Origin of the sequence: Phormidium tenue FACHB-1052 (assembly GCF_014696675.1) — a bacterium.
GTDB lineage: Bacteria > Cyanobacteriota > Cyanobacteriia > Phormidesmidales > Phormidesmidaceae > Nodosilinea > Nodosilinea tenuis_A.
In genome coordinates this window covers 26,937-46,817 of record NZ_JACJQN010000015.1, presented here as the reverse complement: position 1 = coordinate 46,817, position 19,881 = coordinate 26,937, and the positions used below count along the sequence as shown (strand labels likewise).

The following is a 19,881-nucleotide window of genomic DNA, read 5'->3' as shown; positions in this document are numbered from 1 at the left end:
TAGGAAAGGGGTAGGGTCAGGCTAGAAGATAGTGGACGAAAAGCCATGACAACCTGCCCCCCTTCAGTATCCTCTACACCAGTGTTGACCGACGACGCGACCTTGAGTGCTGCCCTAGAGTGCCTGAAAGCCCATCTGCCGGTGACGATGCAGGGAGAGTGCCAGCCAGAGACCCTCTACGAAGTGTTGCTGTGGGCTGCAAGCCATCACGACAGCATTGAGCATGCGACCCAACAGCTGACCGGTGTGCCCACCGGCAACGATCTACGATACCACCTCGATAAATTTGAGGATATGGTGATGGTCGAGCAGCAACTCAATGCGGCCCTCCAGAGCCATCTGCCTTCGGGCATCGTGAATCATCGTCACCGCTTAGCCATCGACCTGCATCTGTTGCCCTACTACGGTCAGCCGAGTGAGGCGGAAGTGCCGTACATCTATCGGTCTCAAGCTAAAGCAGGCACTACATCCTTTTTTGCCTACGCGACGGTGTACGTGATTCGTGCCCATCGGCGGGTCACCCTAGCTATCCATGCCGTCCGGCGAGGAGAGACTATGGTGGCGATTATCACCCGCCTACTCGACACGATGAATCCCTTAACCGTAAAGGTGGAGCGGCTCTATCTCGACCGGGGCTTTTACAGTGTGCCGGTAATTCGCTGGTTGATGGCCTTGACGCTCCCGTTCATCATGCCCGCCATTATCCGGGGCAAAACGGGTGGCACCCGTGCGCTTGGCAAAGGACGACGCAGTTATCAAACCGTCTACACCCTGAGCAGCCCCACCCATGGCTCGGTGACTTGCCCCATGGTCATTATCTGTCGCTACCGCAACGGCGCTCAAGGGAATCACGGCATTCAATACCTGCTCTATGTGGTTTATCGGGCCAATGTAGCGTGGTCGCAGGTGCATCGCCATTACCGCTATCGTTTCGGTATTGAGACCAGTTATCGCCTCAAAAACCAGGCCCGTATCCGCTCCACCACCAAGAATCCCGTGCTACGGCTGCTCTACATCGCTCTGGCCTTTATCCTGGTGAATCTCTGGGTTTACCTGCTATGGCAGGCCGTGAGTGCGACCCGACGAGGTGGGCGACGGGTCTTTCAAGAGCGCTTCCCGCTCAAAACCATGCTGTCCTTCATCCACCAGGCGGTTGAGCGACATTTTCCACTTGTCCGGGCTGTATATCTACCTATGGCAGCTTGAGTTTTCGATCTACTGAGGTTGCATGTCTCATCACACAGGACTAGTTGACTGAGGGTGCCTGTGTGGCCTGTAGTGCGGATTGAAATCGTTGAGCTAGAGCTTTGTAGAATCGGGGGAGGGTTTCAATGAGCCAGGTTTGCATCTCCTCCAGGTGTTCGGGGGTGTCGGTAATAGAGGAATTTTCGCGATATACCGCTACTCTGGCGCTACGTTGGCCAATGAGTCTTTCCCAACTCAAAGGAGCGCCAAAATCGGCTTCTATATCCAAGTGTTGAGCCTGGAGATAGTCAAAAATGCGCTTGTTACGATCGCGATCATTTACATCAATATAAAGCTCTAAACGAAGCCTAGAACTCCTAGCGAAGGAAAGAACGTGAACAGTGGCAGGGTAGTTCTCTGCTGAAACCTCAAAGGTAAACCAGTGCCGTCCTTGGGCGTTGGTACTTGGCTTAACTGACAAATTAGGAATTGACTCCAATTTTGGTCGAAGAGCACTGAAGAAATTGACATAGGCGATCTGCCTTTCGCCAACACGGGAGAAGATAACCCTCTCTTCTGAAATGTTGACATTTGAAACCCGCCAACCTGCCTCAATCCACTGCTGTGATTGAGAATGGCTGACGGTATCGTTGGCCCACCAGTTGCGATGCTTACGAGCTGAGGTAGGCAGAGTATCTTGGATGATTGCTTCTATCTCTTCAAAGGATAGAGAAAGCTTGTTCGATTCCTGATTTTGCAGCCAAACGGCTAAAGGAGCATAGCGGCTGTCAGTAGGGTCAAGTTCTTCGGCAGGGGGGCCAAGTTCAGACGGCTCGTCGCTATCCATCTGAGTTGAGGCGGTTATAGATTGCCAAAAGTCGGGAATTTGCTTAATTAAGCCAGCAACTTGATCACCAATAACTTTATTACTAATGACAGTGTTACCAATAGTTATAGTTACAGGAGAACCAATTCCCGCAGCATACCCAGTCTCAATATGAAGGGTGCTGATAGTGGGACGGTGTCTATCAAGGAAGTCAGCACAAAACTTGAGGTGTTCTCTTTGTTGAGGAGTTATCTCTCTGAAGTGTGCAATGGCATTACGAGTGCTTCGGGCAGTAGCTAGGAGGTTGTCGATTGCGGCTAAATCGATTCCCTTAAAGCTCTCTTGATAGTGATCCCAGATTTTTCTGAAAAGCTGAATATATTCATACAATGTTAATTCTGAGAATTTTTTAATCTGAGAGGGCTGAGACAAATGCCTTTCAAAGACCTGCTTTGCAACATCTTTATCAATAGAAGTCTGACCTTGGCTGCATTGCCCTAAATATTGCTGTAAGGCTTTTTGAAACTTTTTCTCGACATCTTTTCCTGATGTCATAATGGCTTCTATAGCTTCGTTGAGCTTTTGTTCGTCAACATCATCGTTAGAACCTTTGTAAAAGGATTCGATAAAGTCACGAAGGGTAGTCTCGACATCTTCGGCCAGCATGATGTCTTCCGCACGGGTGCGAAAGTATTCAGTAGTGTCGTAACTGGTGATAATGCCTTTTGGGTAGCCCTCTTTATCAGTAATTGGGACTGCGTTCAGATCTCTTAGCCTCTTAAGAAGTTCGGAGAGATCATCATCTATACGGTAGTCTTTAACTTTTATAAGGGCGTGAGAAACTTTGAGTTGATCAACAGTCGCTTGAAAGAAGCTTAACGCCTTTAGAATAGAATCACTGGTAATAAGACCCTCCAGTTTACCTTGAGAATCAACAACAATAAGCTGGCTAAAATCATGCTCAATCATAAAATCAAGCGCCGTTTGTACAGCGTCGTCTACCTTGACTGAGATCAGCTGTTGGCTTTGAGGAAGAATGCTTTCAATAATAAAAGGCATAAAATCTGACTGTAGGATAAGAGTTTTCGTTATTTAAGCGTTATTTATATTTTTGATTTTTCTCTTCTGAATTTCAATTTCATCAGTGAGAAGCGCATGAACTCGCTTGAGAACCATTGCCAAGGTTAACGCAAACAAAATGACAATGTAAAAGACAACGAGCGAAAACAATATCTGGAAAGCTAAGCTTTTGGAGAGAGTTGAGATTGCCAGAACAAGTACACCAAGTATACACAGGAGAATCTCGAATGAAATATTTAGAGAAACACTTTCTAAAATCGAGATTCTCCTGCTGAGGCTTTGCCTGCTAACAAGAGAGCTTGGCAAATCTTTAACGTCAGAAACTTTACCTACAATATCAAACATCAGAATTTGAAGATTGAAAAGTAGACCAGCAAAAATTGAAAAGACAGTTATCAATAAGTTTGCCAATTCATTGTTCAAGTTTACTTTAAAGTAAACCAGTAGTGCGCTCAAAAAGAAAGGTAAAATAAAAAAAATAAAGACATCGGATCTCGAAATTTTCGATCTACCAAAATCCTTCAGCGTTGAAACGTGATCAGTAACAATTTTTAGAATATTTATTTTAGAAAAAGCGTCACTCATTTGAGGCCTCACCCCATATTGCTTCCGCACATTCAGTCAAGAATTCTTCTGCCGAAGTTTTGATTTCAGAAAACTCTGGATGACCAGTTTTAGGATTTGTACTTACCTTGTCTGTAACATCTTCAGAAAACTTTAGGTGATCTATGTTGGACAAATCGATGGTTCTATATTTTGTGCCGATTCTAACTTCTACTTTTACATTGTCTGCTTGAAAATCCTGAAAATTCTTGATTTCAAGAAGACTTCCTACAGAAACATCATCTTCACCCAAGAATTTGTCTACGTTGTTACGGAATCTGTCAAGCAATGGTTTTGGCAGATCTCGATTACGATGAGCCTTTAAGCTAAACTCAGCTTCTCCCTGCTCTTCTTCAGGTATTCCAGTTAGATCTACGTCTGAAACCTCTTTAGGGAATCTATACTTGATAAGTCTTATTTTAACAATTCTATTTTCAAGGTAGCGTTTAACTATCTCTCTAGGCACTAAAGGATTAATTTCTATTTTGTACTGGCCTGAGAACTTACCCTCAAAATGACTGCTAAAGTCCTTCTCGAAAATATCTTTGAAGCCTCTATTGCCAAGTCTTTGGAAAATCGCTATCCCAGTAGACGTGTTTGTAGGAATCTTGACCATGAAGAAATAAGGTATAAGCTCAGCATCAAGCATTTGCCGCGTGTATGTAGGTTCATCATTTTCTACATTAAGCAGATCTGCTTCAATACCGTAATCTCCAGCTTTTAAGATTCCCGACAGCGTTCTATCTTCTCGGGTATATGACTCTAACCTAATAGTTTTCTTATTTTTGTCTTTTGGATTAAATGGCAAGGTGGGAATGTCATTACCTAGATATGCACTTAATACTTCCAATAAGTCTGTACCCCATTCATTTCGATCCCCAGGTTTAATATATTTTCCATTAATTATATCCTTAATCCTGATTGTATAGGGAACCAAATATAAGCTTGGCATTTTTTAATGTTCCTAGATTTATTAATAATTATCTAAAGCGCCGACTCCTACTATAGCGAGTTGATCTACAGTTACGTAGTCACATCCACCCTCTCCTCCCCCGACACCTCCAGATACCGCTGGGTTAAACGCCCTACTCCGCAAAGAACCCCAACAACGCATCCCCCGCCGCCCGCTGCTCCAGGTTCAGGCAGCTGGTCAGCGACGCCAAACTCGCATGGCCCGTAATCGCCATAATCTGCCGCAATGGCACCCCTGCATCATAGAGATGGGTGGCCAGCGATCGCCTAAAGGTATGTGTACTCACCTCGATAGTTGTCTAGGTGTTTTTCTTAGACCAGAGAAAAAACGAAACTGTTGCTATGTCATGACCAGGAGCTTCATAGTTCACTTGAACTAATGCCCAGAATTTCTAAAACCTTCAGGAAAATTCTCAATAAACCATTCTTGATGACAAGGAAGTCTGATTGAGATGCAGTTTGTTATTCCAGCTAACCCTCTTGTGCAAAAGGTTTTGGGGATTGGGATTTTTTATTTTCCTGCTAAATAACACCTAGACAAGGATCGTACTCACCTCCTCAAGCCCCAGCAGGTCACAGGCCCGACGCAACGCCTTATCTACCAATCAGGTGCTGATGTGCTGCCGGGGGGGCCGATCTACAACCCGCGCAAAGTAATAGTCGCCATTGGCTTGGCGCTGAATACGGTACTGCTTCACTGTGGCTCGGGTCCATTGGGCAGCAGGGAACAGATACCCTAAAATCAGCAACGCCTATAGCGGCGATCGCCCAGGCGCAGTTGCTGATTTTAGGTATAAATCGATCTCTGTAGGTATTGGGATCTCGTTCATTTTTTTGCGAAATCATACTGCTGCTCAGCAACGCCAGATGGCCAACTATCAAGCATCACTAAAGCCCTGTTATAGTCTTGCTCATGCCGAAACAGTCCTCCCTCTTCTCTGACGACAACTACGCTGATTTCCTCAATGGGCTCAAGTCACGCATCCGCACGGCCCAGGTCAAGGCAGCCCTCGCCGTCAATCAGGAGCTCATTCATCTCTACTGGCAGATTGGTAACGAAATCTTGACCCGCCAACAGGATCAAGGCTGGGGTGGCAAGGTCATTGAGCGCTTGGCTAAAGATTTGAAGCGGGAGTTTCCAGACATCAGCGGCTTTTCCCAGACAAACCTCAAATATATGAGGGCGTTCGCCGAGGCGTATAGCGAAGAAGAAATAGGTCAACGCAGCGTTGGCCAATTGCCCTGGCGTCACAACATCGCCCTCCTCACCAAGCTAAAAGAGCAACAAGCGCGATTGTGGTACGCCCACAAAGCAGTAGAAAACGGGTGGAGCCGCGACATTCTCGTGATGCAGATTGAAAGCGATCTATTCGCCCGATTAGGTGGCGCTGTCACTAACTTCGAACGAGTCCTTCCTGCTCCTCAGTCTGACCTCGCCCAGCAGCTCGTCAAAGACCCTTACAACTTCGACTTCCTCACCCTGGCAGAAGAGGCTCAAGAGCGCGATTTGGAGCGGGGCCTCGTGGACCATATCCGCGACTTTCTCCTCGAACTCGGCATGGGCTTCTCATTTCTGGGCAGTCAGTATCCCCTCGTCGTCAGTGGCAAGGAGTACCGACTCGACATCCTCTTCTACCACGTCAAGCTCCACTGCTATGTGGTGGTAGATCTCAAAATGCGCGAGTTTGAACCGCAGCATTCAGGCCAAATGAGCTTCTACGTTGCTGCAGTCGATAATCTACTTCGGGGCGATCGCGACGATCCGACGATCGGCATTATTCTCTGCCGGAGCAAAGACAAAACTATAGTGGAGTATGCGCTCCAAGGAACGCAGCAGCCAATTGGCGTTTCAACCTTTCAAACCCAGGGGGAACTTCCCCCAGATATTCAGAGCAGCTTGCCTACGGTAGAACAGTTTGAGCTGGAACTGAATACTGCTATTGAAGAGATAGAGGACGAGGAAAAGCAGTCTCCCGAAGATTAGCTCTGTTCTCTAATTGACCAACAGACTGTTGGCCAAATTGCTCTTCATCAAAATTGAGCACGGCTGGAGCCTCACTGTACTTGTCTCCAGATCCAAAGCGGTCTCTATGCTTGGCATGGAGAGGCCGTTACCAAGTTTGATCGCACCCTGCCCAAGCCTCAATCTGACCTGGCCCAACAGCGGCGCATGCCTCGATCGCACGGACGTTGCTGTCGGTAACAGCACGTTTCGCCGTGTCACAGTAGTGCTCACTTGTCGCCCTCTACTGTTGCTGGGGGAATCTTGCCCTGTCCATCGGCTTCCCTGACGGCAGCCTCCACCAAGAACGCAGCCAACGTACTGGGCTTATTGCGTTCCGATTCTGCCCATCGATCAAGGGCATCGGCTATGCCATCGGGCAGCGTGATGAAGTAGCGCTTAGACACAGAAACGACCATAAATTTCGCCTTGATCCTACTACTGGCTAGCTACTCCGTAACTTATTACCCACAAAGATAGCTTATTTATAGCTGATTAGATAGCTTTATGCTATCACTGTAACCATTGGTGGAACGCAACTGGAACAACCAGGTTCCACCAAACTGCCTAAAGCATTGGTTTACCGAAGTTTCGAGCTGTAACCAAGAGGTGTAACGACGTGGAACGTCAACCACTATCGATTCGCAAGTTTGCCGAGGTCTGTGGGGTGTCCCACACCGAAATCGGGCGCAAGATGACCGCCCTGGGTATCTCGGGAACTCCCCAGGGCAAGGGTTTACCCACACTGCTGAGTCCGGCTGAACAGGACAGCATCGCTCAAACTCTGTTTATCCCTGATAAACCGCCCACCGAGCCTGCGCAGCACGTCGAGGTTCTAGGCAGTGGTTTATCGGTTTACACGCCTCCGCCGTTGGCAACTCGGGGCGTCAACAGCGAGCTCAGCCGCCACCTGCAACAGCAGCAGCTCACCCAGGCGCTGGGCGCGTTTAAGGGCAATCAGGCCAGTTTTAGGAACGCCCTGCTGGGCATGGCGGCTGAGTCGGGTCGCCAGCTGGGCCACGAGATGGCCATTACCGAGATGAACACTGCCCTGTCCACCCACGCGCAACTGCAACAAACCGTGGGAAAGGAACTGGGCGTCGTTGTAGACACGCCCGATACCACCGCTACTGGTTAGTGGGTTTAGCCCTAATAACCGCCGTTTTCATCCTGTTAACGCCGTAACTCTGGTTGTAACCATCATGGAAGCCAAATTCACTCCCCCTGCCGTCCCCCTCGCGTACCGTCGCGAGGTCGTTGGCGGTGCATCGCCTATTCAAAACATCTACCTGGCCCCCGTTCCCTGGTGGCAAAACCGCCGTTACTGGGCTGCCGGTGGCATCGCGGTGGCGGCCATCTCCGGTATTGCCTTCGCCTTTGCTCAGTCTGGTCGCACGGGCGACGAGGGCACCTATCAGAGCGAACTGCCCACCCCCAACTACGAAAACGTGTTGGCAGCGGCTCAAGACCGGCTCTCCGGCAACTACGAAGACAGCCGTTTGGTGCTGGCCGATGTCGGTCGGTCGGTGCTCAACAATGAGGCCTATCGCTACCGCCAGCAGGCGGAACAGGACGTTCTAAAACCCACTGACCCGTGTTACCAGCAGCAGATTATCTGCCCCCTCAACCGCTACCAGCGCGATGCCCAGGTGATGTTAGATGCCGCCAAGGGCGATCGCGATTGGCGACAGGCTAATGCGGCACTCTTCCGAGTTGAGGCCGTGGAGGCAGCTCGGTCGATGACGGCCCTGCCCCAAGACCCGCCGACCAACTTGGCGGTGGTCGCGATCGAGAACCTGGTGCAGTACCACGACCGGCAACACTCCTTGTCTAAAGAGGTGCAGGCCCATGAAGTACGCGATTAACTACACCCATTTCATCTGGTTTCTGCTGTGGCGTTCAACGCCTGAGCATCTACTCCAAACCGCCATTATCGCCCCCCTAACCGGCATCGTCCTGATTATGGTCTTGACGCGACTGGCGGATTTTCTGGTCGCGCTGCTGCTGGGCTGGGGGGTGTTTCTGCTGGTGCTGTCAGCCGTTCGAGCCGTAGCGGTGCGATTCGGGAGGGGAGTTCGATGAAGCAGCATTACTTGCTCTATGGCTCGGTTGGAGCGGCGGCTCTGGGGCTGTTCTGTGGTCTGCAACGGCCTGCCAGCAATCTCACCCCCGCTGACCTGGAAGCCTTCGCCAATGGGGCTCAGATTCGCTACGAGAAAACCTATCCCTATCTGCCTGCAGCAATCGCCTTTGGAGCTGTGGCCGTCGGTTGCGGGGTGGCCTGGGCCTTGGGGGGAGAACAGCCTAAGGTGGCGATCGCAGGCCCTCAGATTCAACCCGAGCCCCAGAGCTGGAACGGGCAGGTGCCTTTTGCTGGTGCGACCGAGTCTTTCCGGGTCGGCAACCCTGCCGCTATTCTCGCCGCTCGTATGCGGCCTACCTTAATCTCGGCTAACCCTCGGGTCGGCAAGGGGTTGACGGTGGCTCACGCTTACCGGCAGGCCCAGGTGAAACAGGGCGCAGTGGTGTGGGTGATTCAGCCTAAGTACCACCCCAAGGAGCACGGCTACTGGGAGCAGGCCGACAACGTGCTCGGGTTCATGGCAGATTCGTTGGAATCCAAGGAAGACATTGACGACATCTGCGAGCAGATGCAGCGGTTCATCTTCGCCTGGCGACAGCTGCCTCAGCGCCCCAAGGTGCTGATCATCGACGAGCTGGCGATGATGAAGACAGCTTTTAAAACCTGGTACGAGGGGTTCCTCAAGTCGCAGCTCACCATGGAGCTGTCGTCGGGGGAGACGGACGACCGGGCGCTGTGGGCCATTACTCAGTCGTCGCTGGTGGGCGATATTGGGGTCAGCGGTGGCATGAGAGCCACGTTTGATTTGCTCACCATTCAGAGCCCCAGCAGCCAGAGCCATCTAGAGAGCTTGCGGAAGTCTGACACCAGCATTCCACCGATTGAGGATGAGGTGATTTTTGAGCGATCGTTCTCACCCAAGCAGGCGGTCTTTTACCACTCAGAAATCAAGGAATGGCTACCGATGGTGGCCTATGAAGTGCCCGAACTAAGTTCGGCCTCGATAACCGGTGGCCTAACTCGCGGTAACCACGGCACAGCAGCGCATACAGCCGAATCGGTTACAAACCGAACCGAGTTTCAAAAGGCCTCCCAGGGGCCAGATCTGCCCCTGATCATCGCGGTAACCAACGCCCTGGCCCAGGGGATGTCGCGCTCCAAGGTGATCAAGGAGGTGCTGGGCTACCAGGGGCACAAGTACCAGGAGGGCTGTGACTTGTTTGACCGTATCAAATCCATCATTGAGGAAAATTCCTAATGGCTAGCTCCAAGAACAATCAACTCGCTAACGGCAACAATGGCCCTGAGATTATCGACGGGCAAATTATTGACATCACGCCTCAGCTATCCTCACCGGGTCGGGGCAGCGGTGTCCAGCTCGCGCCACGCAATGCCATGCGCTCTAACGTGCAGGATGGTGGCTGGTTCGATGCCACCAGCGGCAAGCGCAAGCCGATCTTTGTTATCACTCCCAGCACCGATCCCTGGAGCGTGTTCCCGGTGATTCGGGCGGCTCTGAGCTGTTTGAAGAACCATCCCCTGCAAACGATGGGTGGAGCTTTTATCTCGGTGTGGGGTGGGCTGTTTGTGCTATCGGCGGGGCTAAATGTCCTCCAGGGTTCGGCGGTCAAAGCTGGGGGCGATATTTGGAACCCGGTGGTGGCGGGGACGAACTTCGGGGCGATGTTGGTGGTGCCGACTCAGAGCATCGCGGGCAGCGCTCATAAGGTCTTGACCGGGGAGGAGCGGGTGGGGCAGCCGATTGAAACCCGTCCCTACACTCGCGCGGTGAAGGTCGGGGAGTAGCGATGCTGTTCTGGCGAATCAGAACCCGGTACCTGCTGGCCCTGGCGGCGTTGTTCGTCGGGGCCGCGTTTTTAGACCTCAAGCAGCTGGGCCGGGGGCAGTTCTACAACCCAATCTATGGGGTGAGGTCGTGGGTCAACACCCACCAACCTGCGGCGTGGCAGCTGGTGCATCGCCTGTCTGGCGAGGATGCCCGTCTGCAAGCCTGTGTGGCGGTAGCCCCTGACCCGGTGGCCCTCGATGCCACCAAGGCAGAGCTGCGCAAGGCACTGGTGGGGGAGTCGGAGGCGATCGCCCTGGAGTGGTTGGGGCAACCTGCCTGCGCCCTGGGTAACGGGATCTATCGCTGGGCTTTGGACAATGGCCTGGCCCTTGATGTGACGGTGACGGAGGGGGAGGTGACCCACAGTGAGCTCAACCGTTAGAAACTACAAGCCCCACTGGTCGGAGTTACCCCCGACCTGGCGCTACGTGATTGGCACGGCGATGCAGGCGGGCGAGCTGGTGCTCAAGCTGGGCTGCGTGGGGGCGATCGCCACCTCACTCTGGGTGATGGTCGATCAGGAGACGAATGAAACCTGGGGGGCTCGCTTCAGGAAAGTCAGCGCGGTCGCGGAGGCGGTGGCTGGGTTCTATGACGATGACTTCAAGGCCCTCGTCAGCAAGGGCGATGTGATCGCAGGCTACACGGTCAACTCGGGCTTTGGCCTGCGGATGCACCCCATCCACCAAGAGATACGGATGCACTCGGGCATTGACCTGCCGACGCCTGAGGGGGTGTCGGTTCATGCCATTGGCTACGCGGGCGATCGGGTGTCGGTGCGCTGCTGGAGTGACCCGAAGGGCTATGGCACCGTGGCGGATATGACCAGTTCGGCGTTTCCCGACATCACCTTTAGGGCGGCTCACTTGTCCCACTGCAAGGGGGGAGAGCACCGGGCTGGGGCGGTGGTGGCCAAGACGGGTAACACGGGTGGCAGCACGGGCGCTCATCTGCACTGGGAGCAGATACAAGGCGGTGTGGCCCAGGCTCCGCAGAAGGGCTACTTGGTCTGGGCGCTCAATGGTCGCAAGCCCAATGAGCGGTTGGGGGATACGATCGCGCTCTACCAGGCGATCGTCATTAAAGAGTCGGGTGGGGATCATACTGCCGTCAACCCTGACACGGGGGCGCTGGGTCTGGGGCAAGTGATGCCGCAGAATCTCAATTGCTCCTGGGACGGCAAACCTAAGAGCAACTGCGGCTGGGATTACGATGTGTTGGGCCGCGATGTGTCGCCCCAGGAGTTTTTGCAGAACCCTGAGATTCAGCAGCAGATTGTAGGGGTCAAGCTGGAGAGTGCGCTTCAGCGGCAGATTCAGGCGGGCCACAATATGAACACGGCGGTGAAGCGGGTGGCGGCGGAGTGGTACTCGGGTAATCCTGAGCTGACCCACGACACTCGCCCCCAGGCGGGCTATGAGTCGATTAAGAGCTATGCCGATAGCGCAGCGGAGAAGTTTCACCGGCTAAGGCAGCAGAACTTGAAAAAGTAGTCCCTCGCCGAGGGGGTGCCCCTTGCCTGTAATTCCGCAACCTGAATCACGTTCGCCATGGCCTGGGCAGAGCCAATGATGTCGCGCCCTACATGAAGCATATGGGCAGCTTTCCTGTGTCAGGGGAGTCAAGGCTGCAACTGGGGATCATCGGGAAGGGCACCGATCGCAGTGAGTGGACGGATGGGCTACGGATGCGAGAGTCCGATCGTATTTTCCAAGTCTTTACGTGGAAATAGATGATTACGCACCACAGAAGATCACATGGGGAAAGTAGGAACGATGTGCAACCTGGTGTACTGGAAGGACGAAGTATCGGGCAACCTGGCCCCCGTCGTTGAAAAATTCTTGCTCACTGAAGAGCACTTGGACAGTGCCGAACAGGCAACGCTAGCGGCATACCTCCGCATTTGGGCCTATGGACCTTTCGCAGGGGGGAGCCAACTAGAGCTTCTCCAAGCCAAGTTTACCGAGTTGGTGGCCCAGGGCGACCGGAACAGCATCGAACAATGGTGTCAGCAGGCGCTTGACCTAGGAATCGAACCGTTTTAGAAGTCAGCCTAAAAGCTTACCAACGCATTCCGTTAACGAGACGGGACTTCCACAAGCTTATTAACGACTTCTGCTTCAAATTGCCTCGATAGCGCTCTCCCGGTGAAGATCTGATGGTTTTAGTAGTGGCTCAAAGGTATACCTGCCTATTCTCCCCCTCGATTGAGCCGACGCTCGATCGCCTCAATGCGCCCCAGCAGGTCTAAAACCAACGCCACCATGCGATCAGCCAATTCCCCCATCACCTCCCTGACGTTGTCCTGGTGAGCAGCAAGCGATCGCGCTGTGCTTATGTTGCGCAGCCCTGCCAGATCGATACTGCTCTCGTTGGAGCTAACGCGGGCCTCTAGCTCAGTAAAGCGCTGGGTCATATCCGATCGCAGAGTGGCCAGCTCCACCTCATTAGCAGTTATGCGGGCCTAAAGTTGTGCCCATTCATCAGTGGATTGGGTCATTTTGTCTTACCATCCTTCGCTGGGGTTGGTCGCCAGCCCTTCCTGTTCGGCCATGACCAAGTTTGGCATGAAAAGCGCTAGAGGGTACTCGCCATCCAGCGCCGAGCTGATTTGGAAAAAGAAACGAATTACGATTCGACCTATAAGCCTATTTTAGCAACGGGTTCACCCCCTCCGGCACCCACAGTTTTATTCGAGTTTCTTGGCGCAGCCTAGTAATGAGCAACAACGGCGTTTCGTCGATCGCCACGTCTGGAATTATCTCAGCATTTCGGAGCGATGGGAGCAGATGGAGAAATGGATACAGACTCAGCAGGAGTCGGGGGAAATGAGTCTTCGAGGTGCACTGTACTACCTCACCGAGGCCAACAAAGCTGATGCGGGATGCCCAAGAAGGATGCGATTGTCGCCATTTGGGGACAAGTGGGGCGGGTGATGAAAAGAGGCCAGGCGAGCTTCGCAATCGAGCTGACTCACGATCACGTCTCAAACTCATTCAACTATCCAAAAAGCGTTCGCACCTACGAGGCGCTTTGGAAGCTCTAGGAGGCAGAGGGTGACGACGTGCTGGCTCTGCACAAAATCGTTGAGGCGTCGGAGAGCTTTCAGATTGGTGACTATGTAAAGGGTGTAGACCCAAAGGGCGATACTTGTCAGGGTTTCGTTGAAAGGAAGCGCTTCAAGTACCTCACCCTCGACATTGGCGTTGTGCTGAGCGAAAGCGCCACCAAAGTCGCCCCCCCGACAATCGTTAACGTCCTTACAAATCCGGATTTGTATTTGGTGGCAAAGGTGGAGCCCGGCAGTGAACCCAAGCCGTTGGGGGATAATAGTGGCCCCGACGAGACTAGCGAGTTTAGCTATCAGGATGTCTACGGAGTGGTGACCCGAGCGCAGATAATGTCATTCGGCAAGACTTACTCAGGTGACACCCTGTCGAATGACAAAATTCGCGGCATGTTCGAGTTTGAGGAAAAGCATTGGGTCTGCACATCGGGATTGACTGCGGTAAGTAATCCCAGCATTCGGGCCATGGGTGTTCTCAGCCGCTACTGCTTTATTCCTGATGCAGAACGGAGCCAGCAATCGCAGGATAAATCGAACCTATATTGACACCCTATTTGGCTACGAGGATTAGGTTGTGTAATTTTTAGTGTAAGTACTTGATAAAGCGTGAGAAGTTCTGGGCGACGGTCAAATACCGGCCCATGTCGATCGCACCCAAAGCATTGCGGGCAATGCGTCTGTTTCCATGCCAAAGAGGCCTCAGTAGACATAGTTTGTCCGATAGCCGTAGCAGCCCCGCGGATCTTTCTCCTATACCTCCCAGCCCCATTCGGCGCAGGCGGGCTTGCCCGACTCCCGCGATGTGAGCCAATTCTGAACTCGCTGGCTGTCCTTTCGCGTGTAGACCCACTTCAGCCGCAAACCAATCGAGGAAGTCGATCAATCCATCGCGGGCAGGCTTCTTTAATCAAGCGAATCTTCGAACTTGTATCCCACTCGTCTCACAGTTTTGACCAACGGGTTCACACCCTCCGGAACCCGCAGCTTCGAGCGAATTTCTTTGCGCAGCCTAAAGACGCAAGAATCGACCGTACCGTGCTCATCTCCAGGGTGTTCTCGCCCCCAAATTTCCTTAAATAGCTCTGACCTGGAGTAGATATGTCCAGGCTGTTGAACCAGCTTTGCCAGTAGATCAAACTCCAAAGCCGTTAGCTCCAGGGGAACCCAATCGCCGGTCAGCGACGACCGGACACTGCACCGCCGATGGGTCTGGTGCAGCCGCAGATATTGATACTGAATCAGTACCGTATCGGCCCCGACCGCATTTTCGATATGGCGTAGCTCACGTCGTAGCAGCGCCCGCAGCCGCAAGATAAACATGTCAGGGCTAAAGGGCTTAGTCATGTAGTCATCGGCCCCGGTGGCAAAGGCCAAAATTTCATCGGTCTGCCCCCGTCGCGCTGTCAGCGTCAGAATATAGGGGTCGCGCCTCAGCTCCAGCCGCCGGACATGGGTACAGACCTCGATGCCATCCATATCGGGCAGCGTCAAATCCAGAACGATGATATCGGGCTCCAGCTGCGGGCACAGCGCAATCCCCTGCTCACCCGTTTCAGCCAGATAGCTGGTGTAGCCTGCCACCTGAACACAGGCCTGGATAGTATCGGCCATATCCGCATCATCTTCAATAATCAGTACAGAGGTCATTCGCTCTGGTCTCCTTTGTGATTTGCGGCCATAGTAATAACTAAGTCGGGCAATATCCGGGCAGTCGCCGCATGGATATCCCGATCGCATTCCAAGCCCCCATAGGGACGTTTAAACTCAGCACCAGTGGTTTCGCTGGCTCACCTTCACCTACCAAGAACGGTTACAGCTTATAAATCCGGATTTATTACCTGGGAACTGCCATCACATGCCCGACTGAAATTCAGACGCTAAATCTAGCTCAAGGTTGCGATCGCCTCTCGCCCCAAAACTGTTAAAGCCTATAAATCCGGATTTATTGCTTGTGGATTGTCATCACATGACCAGCACAAAATTTAGACGCTAATCCAGCTCAAGGATTTTGATCGTGCTGCCTTCGGCTAGAGATAGGGAGTCAGCAGTTCCAGCGGCCAACTCAATCACACTATCGACAATGCCCCCTGAGGTATAGATCGGGCAATCACTGGGAGATGTAGTGCAAGGAGGCACGTTACTAAGTACAGTGGACACTCTTTCGTTGCGTAAAAAAACCATATCCAGCGGAAACCGAACACCAGACATCCACAGTTGAACTTCTTGGTCAGGGTTAACCGTGAACAGCATGCCACGGTTCATGGGGAGGCTACTGCGTCCCTTCAGCCCCTGCCTCTTCTCCTGGTCAGTCACAGCAGTCTCTAGCAGAATCTGCTTCCCGCTTATCTCAAAGTAATGAGTCGGAGCTGGGTCTCGGATGGCACTCCATGGCCCCAATGGCATTAATACTAGCCATCCAATACCCAGGGCCAGGATAGAGCAAGTGATCAGTAGGTTTTTATCAATCCTTGCTAGGGAATGCTGTAGGGCCATTTTGGTAAGAATGCAGGCAGTTGAGACTATGCTATCTTTTTCACGCCGATAGCTAAACGTTGCGATCGCCTCTCACTCCAAGAGCAGTTACAGCCTATAAATCCGGATTTATTGCTTGCAAGTTGTCATGACAAGTGCTCATGGATATATTGTTGATATGATTGAAGTCTGTAGTGAATTAGCACATGAGGCTGAGTATGGCGGCATCTACAGATGTACGAGTGATCCCTCTGCGGGACGTGCTCAGGGCAGTAATGGAGGAGTATGCGATTCGGGCCTCTGAACTGTCGGCTAAGTCTGGTGTTCCTGAGAGCAGCATTTCAAAGTTCCTCAGTGGTTCTTCAGATTTGCGAACTACGGATATTGATGCGATTAGGACAGCGCTCCCTGATGAGGCTAGGGCGCATCTACTGCAACTGCTAGGGCACTACGGAAGTGTGCCAGTAGATGAAAATGCACGTCTCTTGCTAGTGCTGTCGGGAATCAGGGAGTATGCACAGATGTGTAGTACAGCTCAATTCCAGGAGGTTTTAGGCGCGATCGTAGAAGGCAGAGCCAAGGCGCTAGAGCACGCTTAGCGCCTTGGCTCTGCGTCCGAGTGGCACCTGCATGAGTCATAGTTGTCTCCTACAGCAAGCGACAATACAGAGGTGGCATCTAGGCTATTAACTACTCTCAAGGGAGCATCGCCCCTTGGCTCTGGACTAACGACAATGGATAGATTGCATTGACGGACTAGCTCAACTACGAGGCGCTGTCGGTCGGCTACAGGCAGTTGTGAGATTTCGTGTAGCAGGCCTGCTAGATTGGGGTTCCGCATTTCCAGGCAAATATCTATAGGTAGAATATAAATGCTTTGACCTTTGTTGTGCCATTAAGCATTTACTATGCTGTCCATAATCTTGTTCAGTGCCTAATAGGCGAACCTCAGAGTTTCAACTTATCGGTTACTGACTACTGACGACCTTTTTGCACGAATGGTTTCTGGTTGTGGTCTTTCTGAATGAGGAGCTGTCTCAGTCGTTGGAGACATAAGATATCCGTCCACCCTGGGTGTCATGCGTGTGCCTACGGCGGAGCAAATCTCTATGATGGCCGCATAGGGCAACAATAACTCGGCAGATTGGTTGTCAAAGGGGCGCTAAAAACGGGTATGCTCAACGATTCCTTTGAATCGAATCATCAACGCCCCTACTAACCTTCGTCTAATTTAAGGTTGGGGTTAGCGTCACAGGCTAAATAAATGACCCTGAGCAGAGCCAGTTGCTCATCGGTGGTGCACCTCCTAGCATAGGTGTCTACTAAAGCGAGAAGAGCATCTGAATGAAGTTCAGCATGATATGGATCCGATTTAGCCGTGCTGATCATGGTCTCAGATTCTCGCATTATATCCAGCCAGTATACAAAAGCCTCGGGATCCAATTCATTTAGGATACGTTGCAAGGATGAGGTGTTTATCTCCCTGCGGTCGTTGCGAAACTCTGACAAAGTGGCTGGTGATACGCGTGCCCGCACCGATAGTTCCTGCGCATTAACCTCGAATTTTTCGAGTGTCATGCGTAGAGCCTCTCGAATCCCAACTCGATGACCGTACCTGGGGTTCATCAGTAAAATGCAGCAGAAATGGAATATTCCGAAAATACACGGAAATTCAGCTATTCTGTTAAAAATTACCGAAAGTGCAAAGGTTGCTGGCGTCGTAGTGAATCAAGGGTTGGGATCAAGATTCAAACCTTCTCTACTGATATGTGTTCTTGTAAAGGATCAAATCAGGGGTTTTCGTGTAAGATCTCAGTAGTCTTCAGACTTTCGATAAAGTTTCTTGAGGTTAAAAAAGTAGAACCCATTTAAAAGAATTAAGACCCCCGACCGCAAATCAGGAGTCTTAACAATATCCTTGCCCCAGACGTCTCCAAACAGAAAGGGAAGCGAAGGAATCTAAACTGATATCATGATAGCAGCTACCTTGGATTTGTAGCAACGCTTTCTGGATTTTTAGTTGAGCTTTCCTTCGCCACACAGGAAATCAGCTCATCTAAACATCCTAGAATCCAATGGCGGACTCAGTCCTTCTGCCCCACTCCAAGGTGGGTCAGCATTTCATCAATTTATTTGGCGACTATCTTTGGGAATCCCTAGAGAGCCCTAATGTTGTGCCAGCCCGGTGGCGCACCCTAAAGCATCAGCTACGCCCCCGAGTGCTCTGGGAACAATGGAACGATCCCACAGTGTTGGTGGGAATTCGCTTTGGTCATACAACCCGCTACGGGATGCTCGACCTGGACGCAGGTGGACGCTATTGCACACCCTCTGCGATCGCAGACATTCGAGGTGCCCTCGAAACCGTTGGCCTGAATCGAACAGTCTTAGTGCGCTCCAGCCATCGCGGCGGATTGCATCTCTACATCCCTCTGCCCGAGGCCATCAAAACCTTTGATCTGGCCTGCATCATTACCCAATGCTTAAAGGCCCAGGGATTCATCCTAGAGAAGGGACATCTAGAGGTGTTCCCTAACCCCAAAACCTTTGGGGTCGATCAATTTGTGGAGTACAACGGCCACCGGCTACCGCTACAACCTCAGTCGGGCAGCTGGCTCCTAACCGACGACCTCGAACCCCAGGGCGATTCTCTCTCGACATTCTTTGCGCAATGGGCATGGGCAACCCAAGGGCAAGACCTGGAGATGCTGTTGCTCTCAGCCCCTCACGCCAGGGAGTCACGCAAGCAGGAGTCCAACCGGCGATCACTCTCTCCGCAGGCCCAAGAGTGGAAAGATGACCTCGATATCGAAATCCGGGAGGGCTGGACAGGCTCCGGGCAGACGAATCGACTACTGAAGTCGATCGCTACCCGGAGCCATGTATTTGAGAGGCTCTCCGGCACAGCATTAGTCGATCGCATCGTTGAACTGGCGATACGATCGCCAGGATTTCAAGAGCATTGCCACCATCAAAACGAGATCCGCTCAAAGGCGAGGCACTGGGCCAGGTCGGTCGAAGGCTACTACTGGCCGATAGGTACCCGTCGCGGCCAGCGGCTACCCGGTGGGGAAAATACCCTGCGCCAGCTCGATGCCCGCGATCGCATCGCCCAGGCCGTAGCCGCCCTAAAAGATCTCGAATTCCCAAGTATCAGAAGTCTGGCTGCTGCGATCGCCAACGCAGCTCGCAGCAGCTTACAAACTCTCTATCGGAATACCGACCTATGGCATCCCGAAAAAGCACCTGTAACGGTTGCAGACCAAGGCGTAGAGCCCACAGACATTGATCGAGAGAGCTTGGGTAACGCGATCTCTGAGGCTGAAAACCCTTGCAATCAGACAGTGTTACAGACCACAGGGGGGGGTATGAAGTGTGGTGGCCCTGAGGCTGGCTTTAAAAATTCTTTTTCTCCAGATGGGGGGGTGCGGGGGGGAGATTTTAGTTTTCCCCAGCCCACAGCCCCTAAAAACAACCATATTCCTATTCCTTTTGATGAATGCTATGCCGCCATACAGTCGAGTGTGAGGCAACTTGGATGGTCCATGGAGCGGCTCAAGGGATTCTTGTCTGAAAAATTTGATGGCCGCTCACGCATGGCCGAGCTGTTCGATGAAGAATTATTTGTGCTGCTTTACTGGCTCAGGCTAGAGAGAGTCGATGCCCAGGGCTAAGAATACGATCTACACCGAGTCATCTATCCATCCGCAATTCTCACAGTCGTAATGGATTTGGCCAGCAA

22 protein-coding genes are annotated in these 19,881 nt (G+C 52.1%); 13 read left to right on the top strand and 9 right to left on the bottom strand.

Annotation, left to right across the window (positions count from 1 at the left end):
* Positions 1 to 84: 84 nt before the first annotated feature.
* Positions 85 to 1,206, top strand: coding sequence for a transposase (locus H6G07_RS19160; protein ID WP_199312251.1), 1,122 nt, complete (start codon positions 85 to 87; stop codon positions 1,204 to 1,206).
* A gap of 40 nt (positions 1,207 to 1,246) precedes the next feature.
* Here H6G07_RS19160 and H6G07_RS19155 read toward each other — a convergent pair whose 3' ends face one another.
* The 4 genes from H6G07_RS19155 to H6G07_RS19140 all read right to left on the bottom strand — a co-directional run bounded on the left by H6G07_RS19155 (position 1,247) and on the right by H6G07_RS19140 (position 4,953).
* Positions 1,247 to 3,070: a DUF4268 domain-containing protein gene (locus H6G07_RS19155; protein ID WP_073609740.1), complete on the bottom strand. Its 1,824-nt coding sequence runs from the start codon at positions 3,068 to 3,070 to the stop codon at positions 1,247 to 1,249.
* Between the two features lie 33 nt (positions 3,071 to 3,103).
* A complete protein-coding gene (locus H6G07_RS19150) occupies positions 3,104 to 3,676 on the bottom strand; it encodes a hypothetical protein (protein WP_073609739.1) in 573 nt (190 codons plus the stop codon).
* Complete coding sequence (locus H6G07_RS19145; protein WP_073609738.1) at positions 3,669 to 4,646, bottom strand: hypothetical protein; 978 nt, start codon at positions 4,644 to 4,646, stop codon at positions 3,669 to 3,671. The genes H6G07_RS19150 and H6G07_RS19145 overlap by 8 nt, the downstream gene beginning before the upstream one ends.
* Before the next feature lie 133 nt (positions 4,647 to 4,779).
* Positions 4,780 to 4,953 (bottom strand): tyrosine-type recombinase/integrase, encoded by a 174-nt coding sequence (locus H6G07_RS19140; protein ID WP_199312249.1) that lies wholly within the window; start codon positions 4,951 to 4,953, stop codon positions 4,780 to 4,782.
* A gap of 626 nt (positions 4,954 to 5,579) precedes the next feature.
* On the opposite strand from H6G07_RS19140, the gene H6G07_RS19135 reads away from it, so the two are divergent.
* On the top strand, positions 5,580 to 6,650 hold the full coding sequence (locus tag H6G07_RS19135) for a PDDEXK nuclease domain-containing protein (RefSeq protein WP_073609737.1): 1,071 nt from the start codon (positions 5,580 to 5,582) through the stop codon (positions 6,648 to 6,650).
* A gap of 248 nt (positions 6,651 to 6,898) precedes the next feature.
* Here the strand turns inward: H6G07_RS19135 and H6G07_RS19130 are convergent, their stop codons facing one another.
* Positions 6,899 to 7,087 carry a ribbon-helix-helix domain-containing protein gene (locus H6G07_RS19130; RefSeq protein WP_199312247.1) on the bottom strand — a complete coding sequence of 63 codons (189 nt, stop codon included), beginning with the start codon at positions 7,085 to 7,087 and terminating at the stop codon, positions 6,899 to 6,901.
* Between the two features lie 200 nt (positions 7,088 to 7,287).
* Here H6G07_RS19130 and H6G07_RS19125 point away from each other — a divergent pair, with 200 nt between their 5' ends.
* The 8 genes from H6G07_RS19125 to H6G07_RS19090 all read left to right on the top strand — a co-directional run bounded on the left by H6G07_RS19125 (position 7,288) and on the right by H6G07_RS19090 (position 12,645).
* Positions 7,288 to 7,806, top strand: a complete 519-nt coding sequence (locus H6G07_RS19125) for a hypothetical protein (RefSeq protein WP_073609736.1) — start codon at positions 7,288 to 7,290, stop codon at positions 7,804 to 7,806.
* 64 nt (positions 7,807 to 7,870) lie between these two features.
* The gene (locus tag H6G07_RS19120; protein ID WP_073609735.1) at positions 7,871 to 8,533 is read left to right on the top strand and encodes a hypothetical protein; all 663 of its coding nucleotides are present in this window, start codon (positions 7,871 to 7,873) and stop codon (positions 8,531 to 8,533) included.
* Positions 8,517 to 8,750 carry a hypothetical protein gene (locus H6G07_RS19115; RefSeq protein ID WP_073609734.1) on the top strand — a complete coding sequence of 78 codons (234 nt, stop codon included), beginning with the start codon at positions 8,517 to 8,519 and terminating at the stop codon, positions 8,748 to 8,750. Before H6G07_RS19120 ends, H6G07_RS19115 begins: the two co-directional genes overlap by 17 nt.
* A complete protein-coding gene (locus H6G07_RS19110) occupies positions 8,747 to 10,009 on the top strand; it encodes a hypothetical protein (protein ID WP_073609733.1) in 1,263 nt (420 codons plus the stop codon). Before H6G07_RS19115 ends, H6G07_RS19110 begins: the two co-directional genes overlap by 4 nt.
* The gene (locus tag H6G07_RS19105; protein ID WP_073609732.1) at positions 10,009 to 10,557 is read left to right on the top strand and encodes a hypothetical protein; all 549 of its coding nucleotides are present in this window, start codon (positions 10,009 to 10,011) and stop codon (positions 10,555 to 10,557) included. Before H6G07_RS19110 ends, H6G07_RS19105 begins: the two co-directional genes overlap by 1 nt.
* 2 nt (positions 10,558 to 10,559) lie before the next feature.
* Positions 10,560 to 10,982 (top strand): hypothetical protein, encoded by a 423-nt coding sequence (locus H6G07_RS19100; RefSeq protein WP_073609731.1) that lies wholly within the window; start codon positions 10,560 to 10,562, stop codon positions 10,980 to 10,982.
* Positions 10,966 to 12,093, top strand: a complete 1,128-nt coding sequence (locus tag H6G07_RS19095) for a peptidoglycan DD-metalloendopeptidase family protein (protein WP_139297112.1) — start codon at positions 10,966 to 10,968, stop codon at positions 12,091 to 12,093. Before H6G07_RS19100 ends, H6G07_RS19095 begins: the two co-directional genes overlap by 17 nt.
* A 264-nt stretch (positions 12,094 to 12,357) precedes the next feature.
* Complete coding sequence (locus H6G07_RS19090; RefSeq protein ID WP_073609729.1) at positions 12,358 to 12,645, top strand: hypothetical protein; 288 nt, start codon at positions 12,358 to 12,360, stop codon at positions 12,643 to 12,645.
* Positions 12,646 to 12,791: 146 nt separating this feature from the next.
* Here the strand turns inward: H6G07_RS19090 and H6G07_RS19085 are convergent, their stop codons facing one another.
* Positions 12,792 to 13,043 carry a hypothetical protein gene (locus tag H6G07_RS19085; RefSeq protein ID WP_073609728.1) on the bottom strand — a complete coding sequence of 84 codons (252 nt, stop codon included), beginning with the start codon at positions 13,041 to 13,043 and terminating at the stop codon, positions 12,792 to 12,794.
* 1,123 nt (positions 13,044 to 14,166) lie between these two features.
* Here H6G07_RS19085 and H6G07_RS27140 point away from each other — a divergent pair.
* Positions 14,167 to 14,238: a hypothetical protein gene (locus H6G07_RS27140; RefSeq protein ID WP_073609841.1), complete on the top strand. Its 72-nt coding sequence runs from the start codon at positions 14,167 to 14,169 to the stop codon at positions 14,236 to 14,238.
* A 332-nt stretch (positions 14,239 to 14,570) separates the two neighbouring features.
* Here the strand turns inward: H6G07_RS27140 and H6G07_RS19075 are convergent, their stop codons facing one another.
* Both H6G07_RS19075 and H6G07_RS19070 read right to left on the bottom strand, forming a co-directional pair.
* The gene (locus H6G07_RS19075; protein WP_073609726.1) at positions 14,571 to 15,314 is read right to left on the bottom strand and encodes a response regulator transcription factor; all 744 of its coding nucleotides are present in this window, start codon (positions 15,312 to 15,314) and stop codon (positions 14,571 to 14,573) included.
* A gap of 342 nt (positions 15,315 to 15,656) precedes the next feature.
* Positions 15,657 to 16,070: a DUF192 domain-containing protein gene (locus H6G07_RS19070; protein ID WP_073609840.1), complete on the bottom strand. Its 414-nt coding sequence runs from the start codon at positions 16,068 to 16,070 to the stop codon at positions 15,657 to 15,659.
* Positions 16,071 to 16,357: 287 nt separating this feature from the next.
* Between H6G07_RS19070 and H6G07_RS19065 the strand changes: the two genes are divergently transcribed.
* Positions 16,358 to 16,738: a helix-turn-helix domain-containing protein gene (locus H6G07_RS19065; RefSeq protein WP_199312245.1), complete on the top strand. Its 381-nt coding sequence runs from the start codon at positions 16,358 to 16,360 to the stop codon at positions 16,736 to 16,738.
* Positions 16,739 to 17,354: 616 nt separating this feature from the next.
* Here H6G07_RS19065 and H6G07_RS19060 read toward each other — a convergent pair.
* Complete coding sequence (locus H6G07_RS19060) at positions 17,355 to 17,717, bottom strand: hypothetical protein (protein ID WP_073609724.1); 363 nt, start codon at positions 17,715 to 17,717, stop codon at positions 17,355 to 17,357.
* Positions 17,718 to 18,214: 497 nt separating this feature from the next.
* On the opposite strand from H6G07_RS19060, the gene H6G07_RS19055 reads away from it, so the two are divergent.
* Positions 18,215 to 19,813 (top strand): hypothetical protein, encoded by a 1,599-nt coding sequence (locus H6G07_RS19055; protein WP_073609723.1) that lies wholly within the window; start codon positions 18,215 to 18,217, stop codon positions 19,811 to 19,813.
* The last annotated feature ends 68 nt before the right edge of the window (positions 19,814 to 19,881 follow it).

Bases quoted from the DNA above. Each gene is read 5' to 3' on its own strand.
- H6G07_RS19155 (WP_073609740.1), bottom strand. From the start codon at position 3,070: ATGCCTTTTATTATTGAAAGCATTCTTCCTCAAAGCCAACAGCTGATC.
- H6G07_RS19150 (WP_073609739.1), bottom strand. From the start codon at position 3,676: ATGAGTGACGCTTTTTCTAAAATAAATATTCTAAAAATTGTTACTGAT.
- H6G07_RS19145 (WP_073609738.1), bottom strand. From the start codon at position 4,646: ATGCCAAGCTTATATTTGGTTCCCTATACAATCAGGATTAAGGATATA.
- H6G07_RS19135 (WP_073609737.1), top strand. From the start codon at position 5,580: ATGCCGAAACAGTCCTCCCTCTTCTCTGACGACAACTACGCTGATTTC.
- H6G07_RS19130 (WP_199312247.1), bottom strand. From the start codon at position 7,087: ATGGTCGTTTCTGTGTCTAAGCGCTACTTCATCACGCTGCCCGATGGC.
- H6G07_RS19120 (WP_073609735.1), top strand. From the start codon at position 7,871: ATGGAAGCCAAATTCACTCCCCCTGCCGTCCCCCTCGCGTACCGTCGC.
- H6G07_RS19115 (WP_073609734.1), top strand. From the start codon at position 8,517: ATGAAGTACGCGATTAACTACACCCATTTCATCTGGTTTCTGCTGTGG.
- H6G07_RS19110 (WP_073609733.1), top strand. From the start codon at position 8,747: ATGAAGCAGCATTACTTGCTCTATGGCTCGGTTGGAGCGGCGGCTCTG.
- H6G07_RS19105 (WP_073609732.1), top strand. From the start codon at position 10,009: ATGGCTAGCTCCAAGAACAATCAACTCGCTAACGGCAACAATGGCCCT.
- H6G07_RS19100 (WP_073609731.1), top strand. From the start codon at position 10,560: ATGCTGTTCTGGCGAATCAGAACCCGGTACCTGCTGGCCCTGGCGGCG.
- H6G07_RS19090 (WP_073609729.1), top strand. From the start codon at position 12,358: ATGGGGAAAGTAGGAACGATGTGCAACCTGGTGTACTGGAAGGACGAA.
- H6G07_RS19075 (WP_073609726.1), bottom strand. From the start codon at position 15,314: ATGACCTCTGTACTGATTATTGAAGATGATGCGGATATGGCCGATACT.
- H6G07_RS19070 (WP_073609840.1), bottom strand. From the start codon at position 16,070: ATGCCATTGGGGCCATGGAGTGCCATCCGAGACCCAGCTCCGACTCAT.
- H6G07_RS19065 (WP_199312245.1), top strand. From the start codon at position 16,358: ATGGCGGCATCTACAGATGTACGAGTGATCCCTCTGCGGGACGTGCTC.
- H6G07_RS19060 (WP_073609724.1), bottom strand. From the start codon at position 17,717: ATGACACTCGAAAAATTCGAGGTTAATGCGCAGGAACTATCGGTGCGG.
- H6G07_RS19055 (WP_073609723.1), top strand. From the start codon at position 18,215: ATGGCGGACTCAGTCCTTCTGCCCCACTCCAAGGTGGGTCAGCATTTC.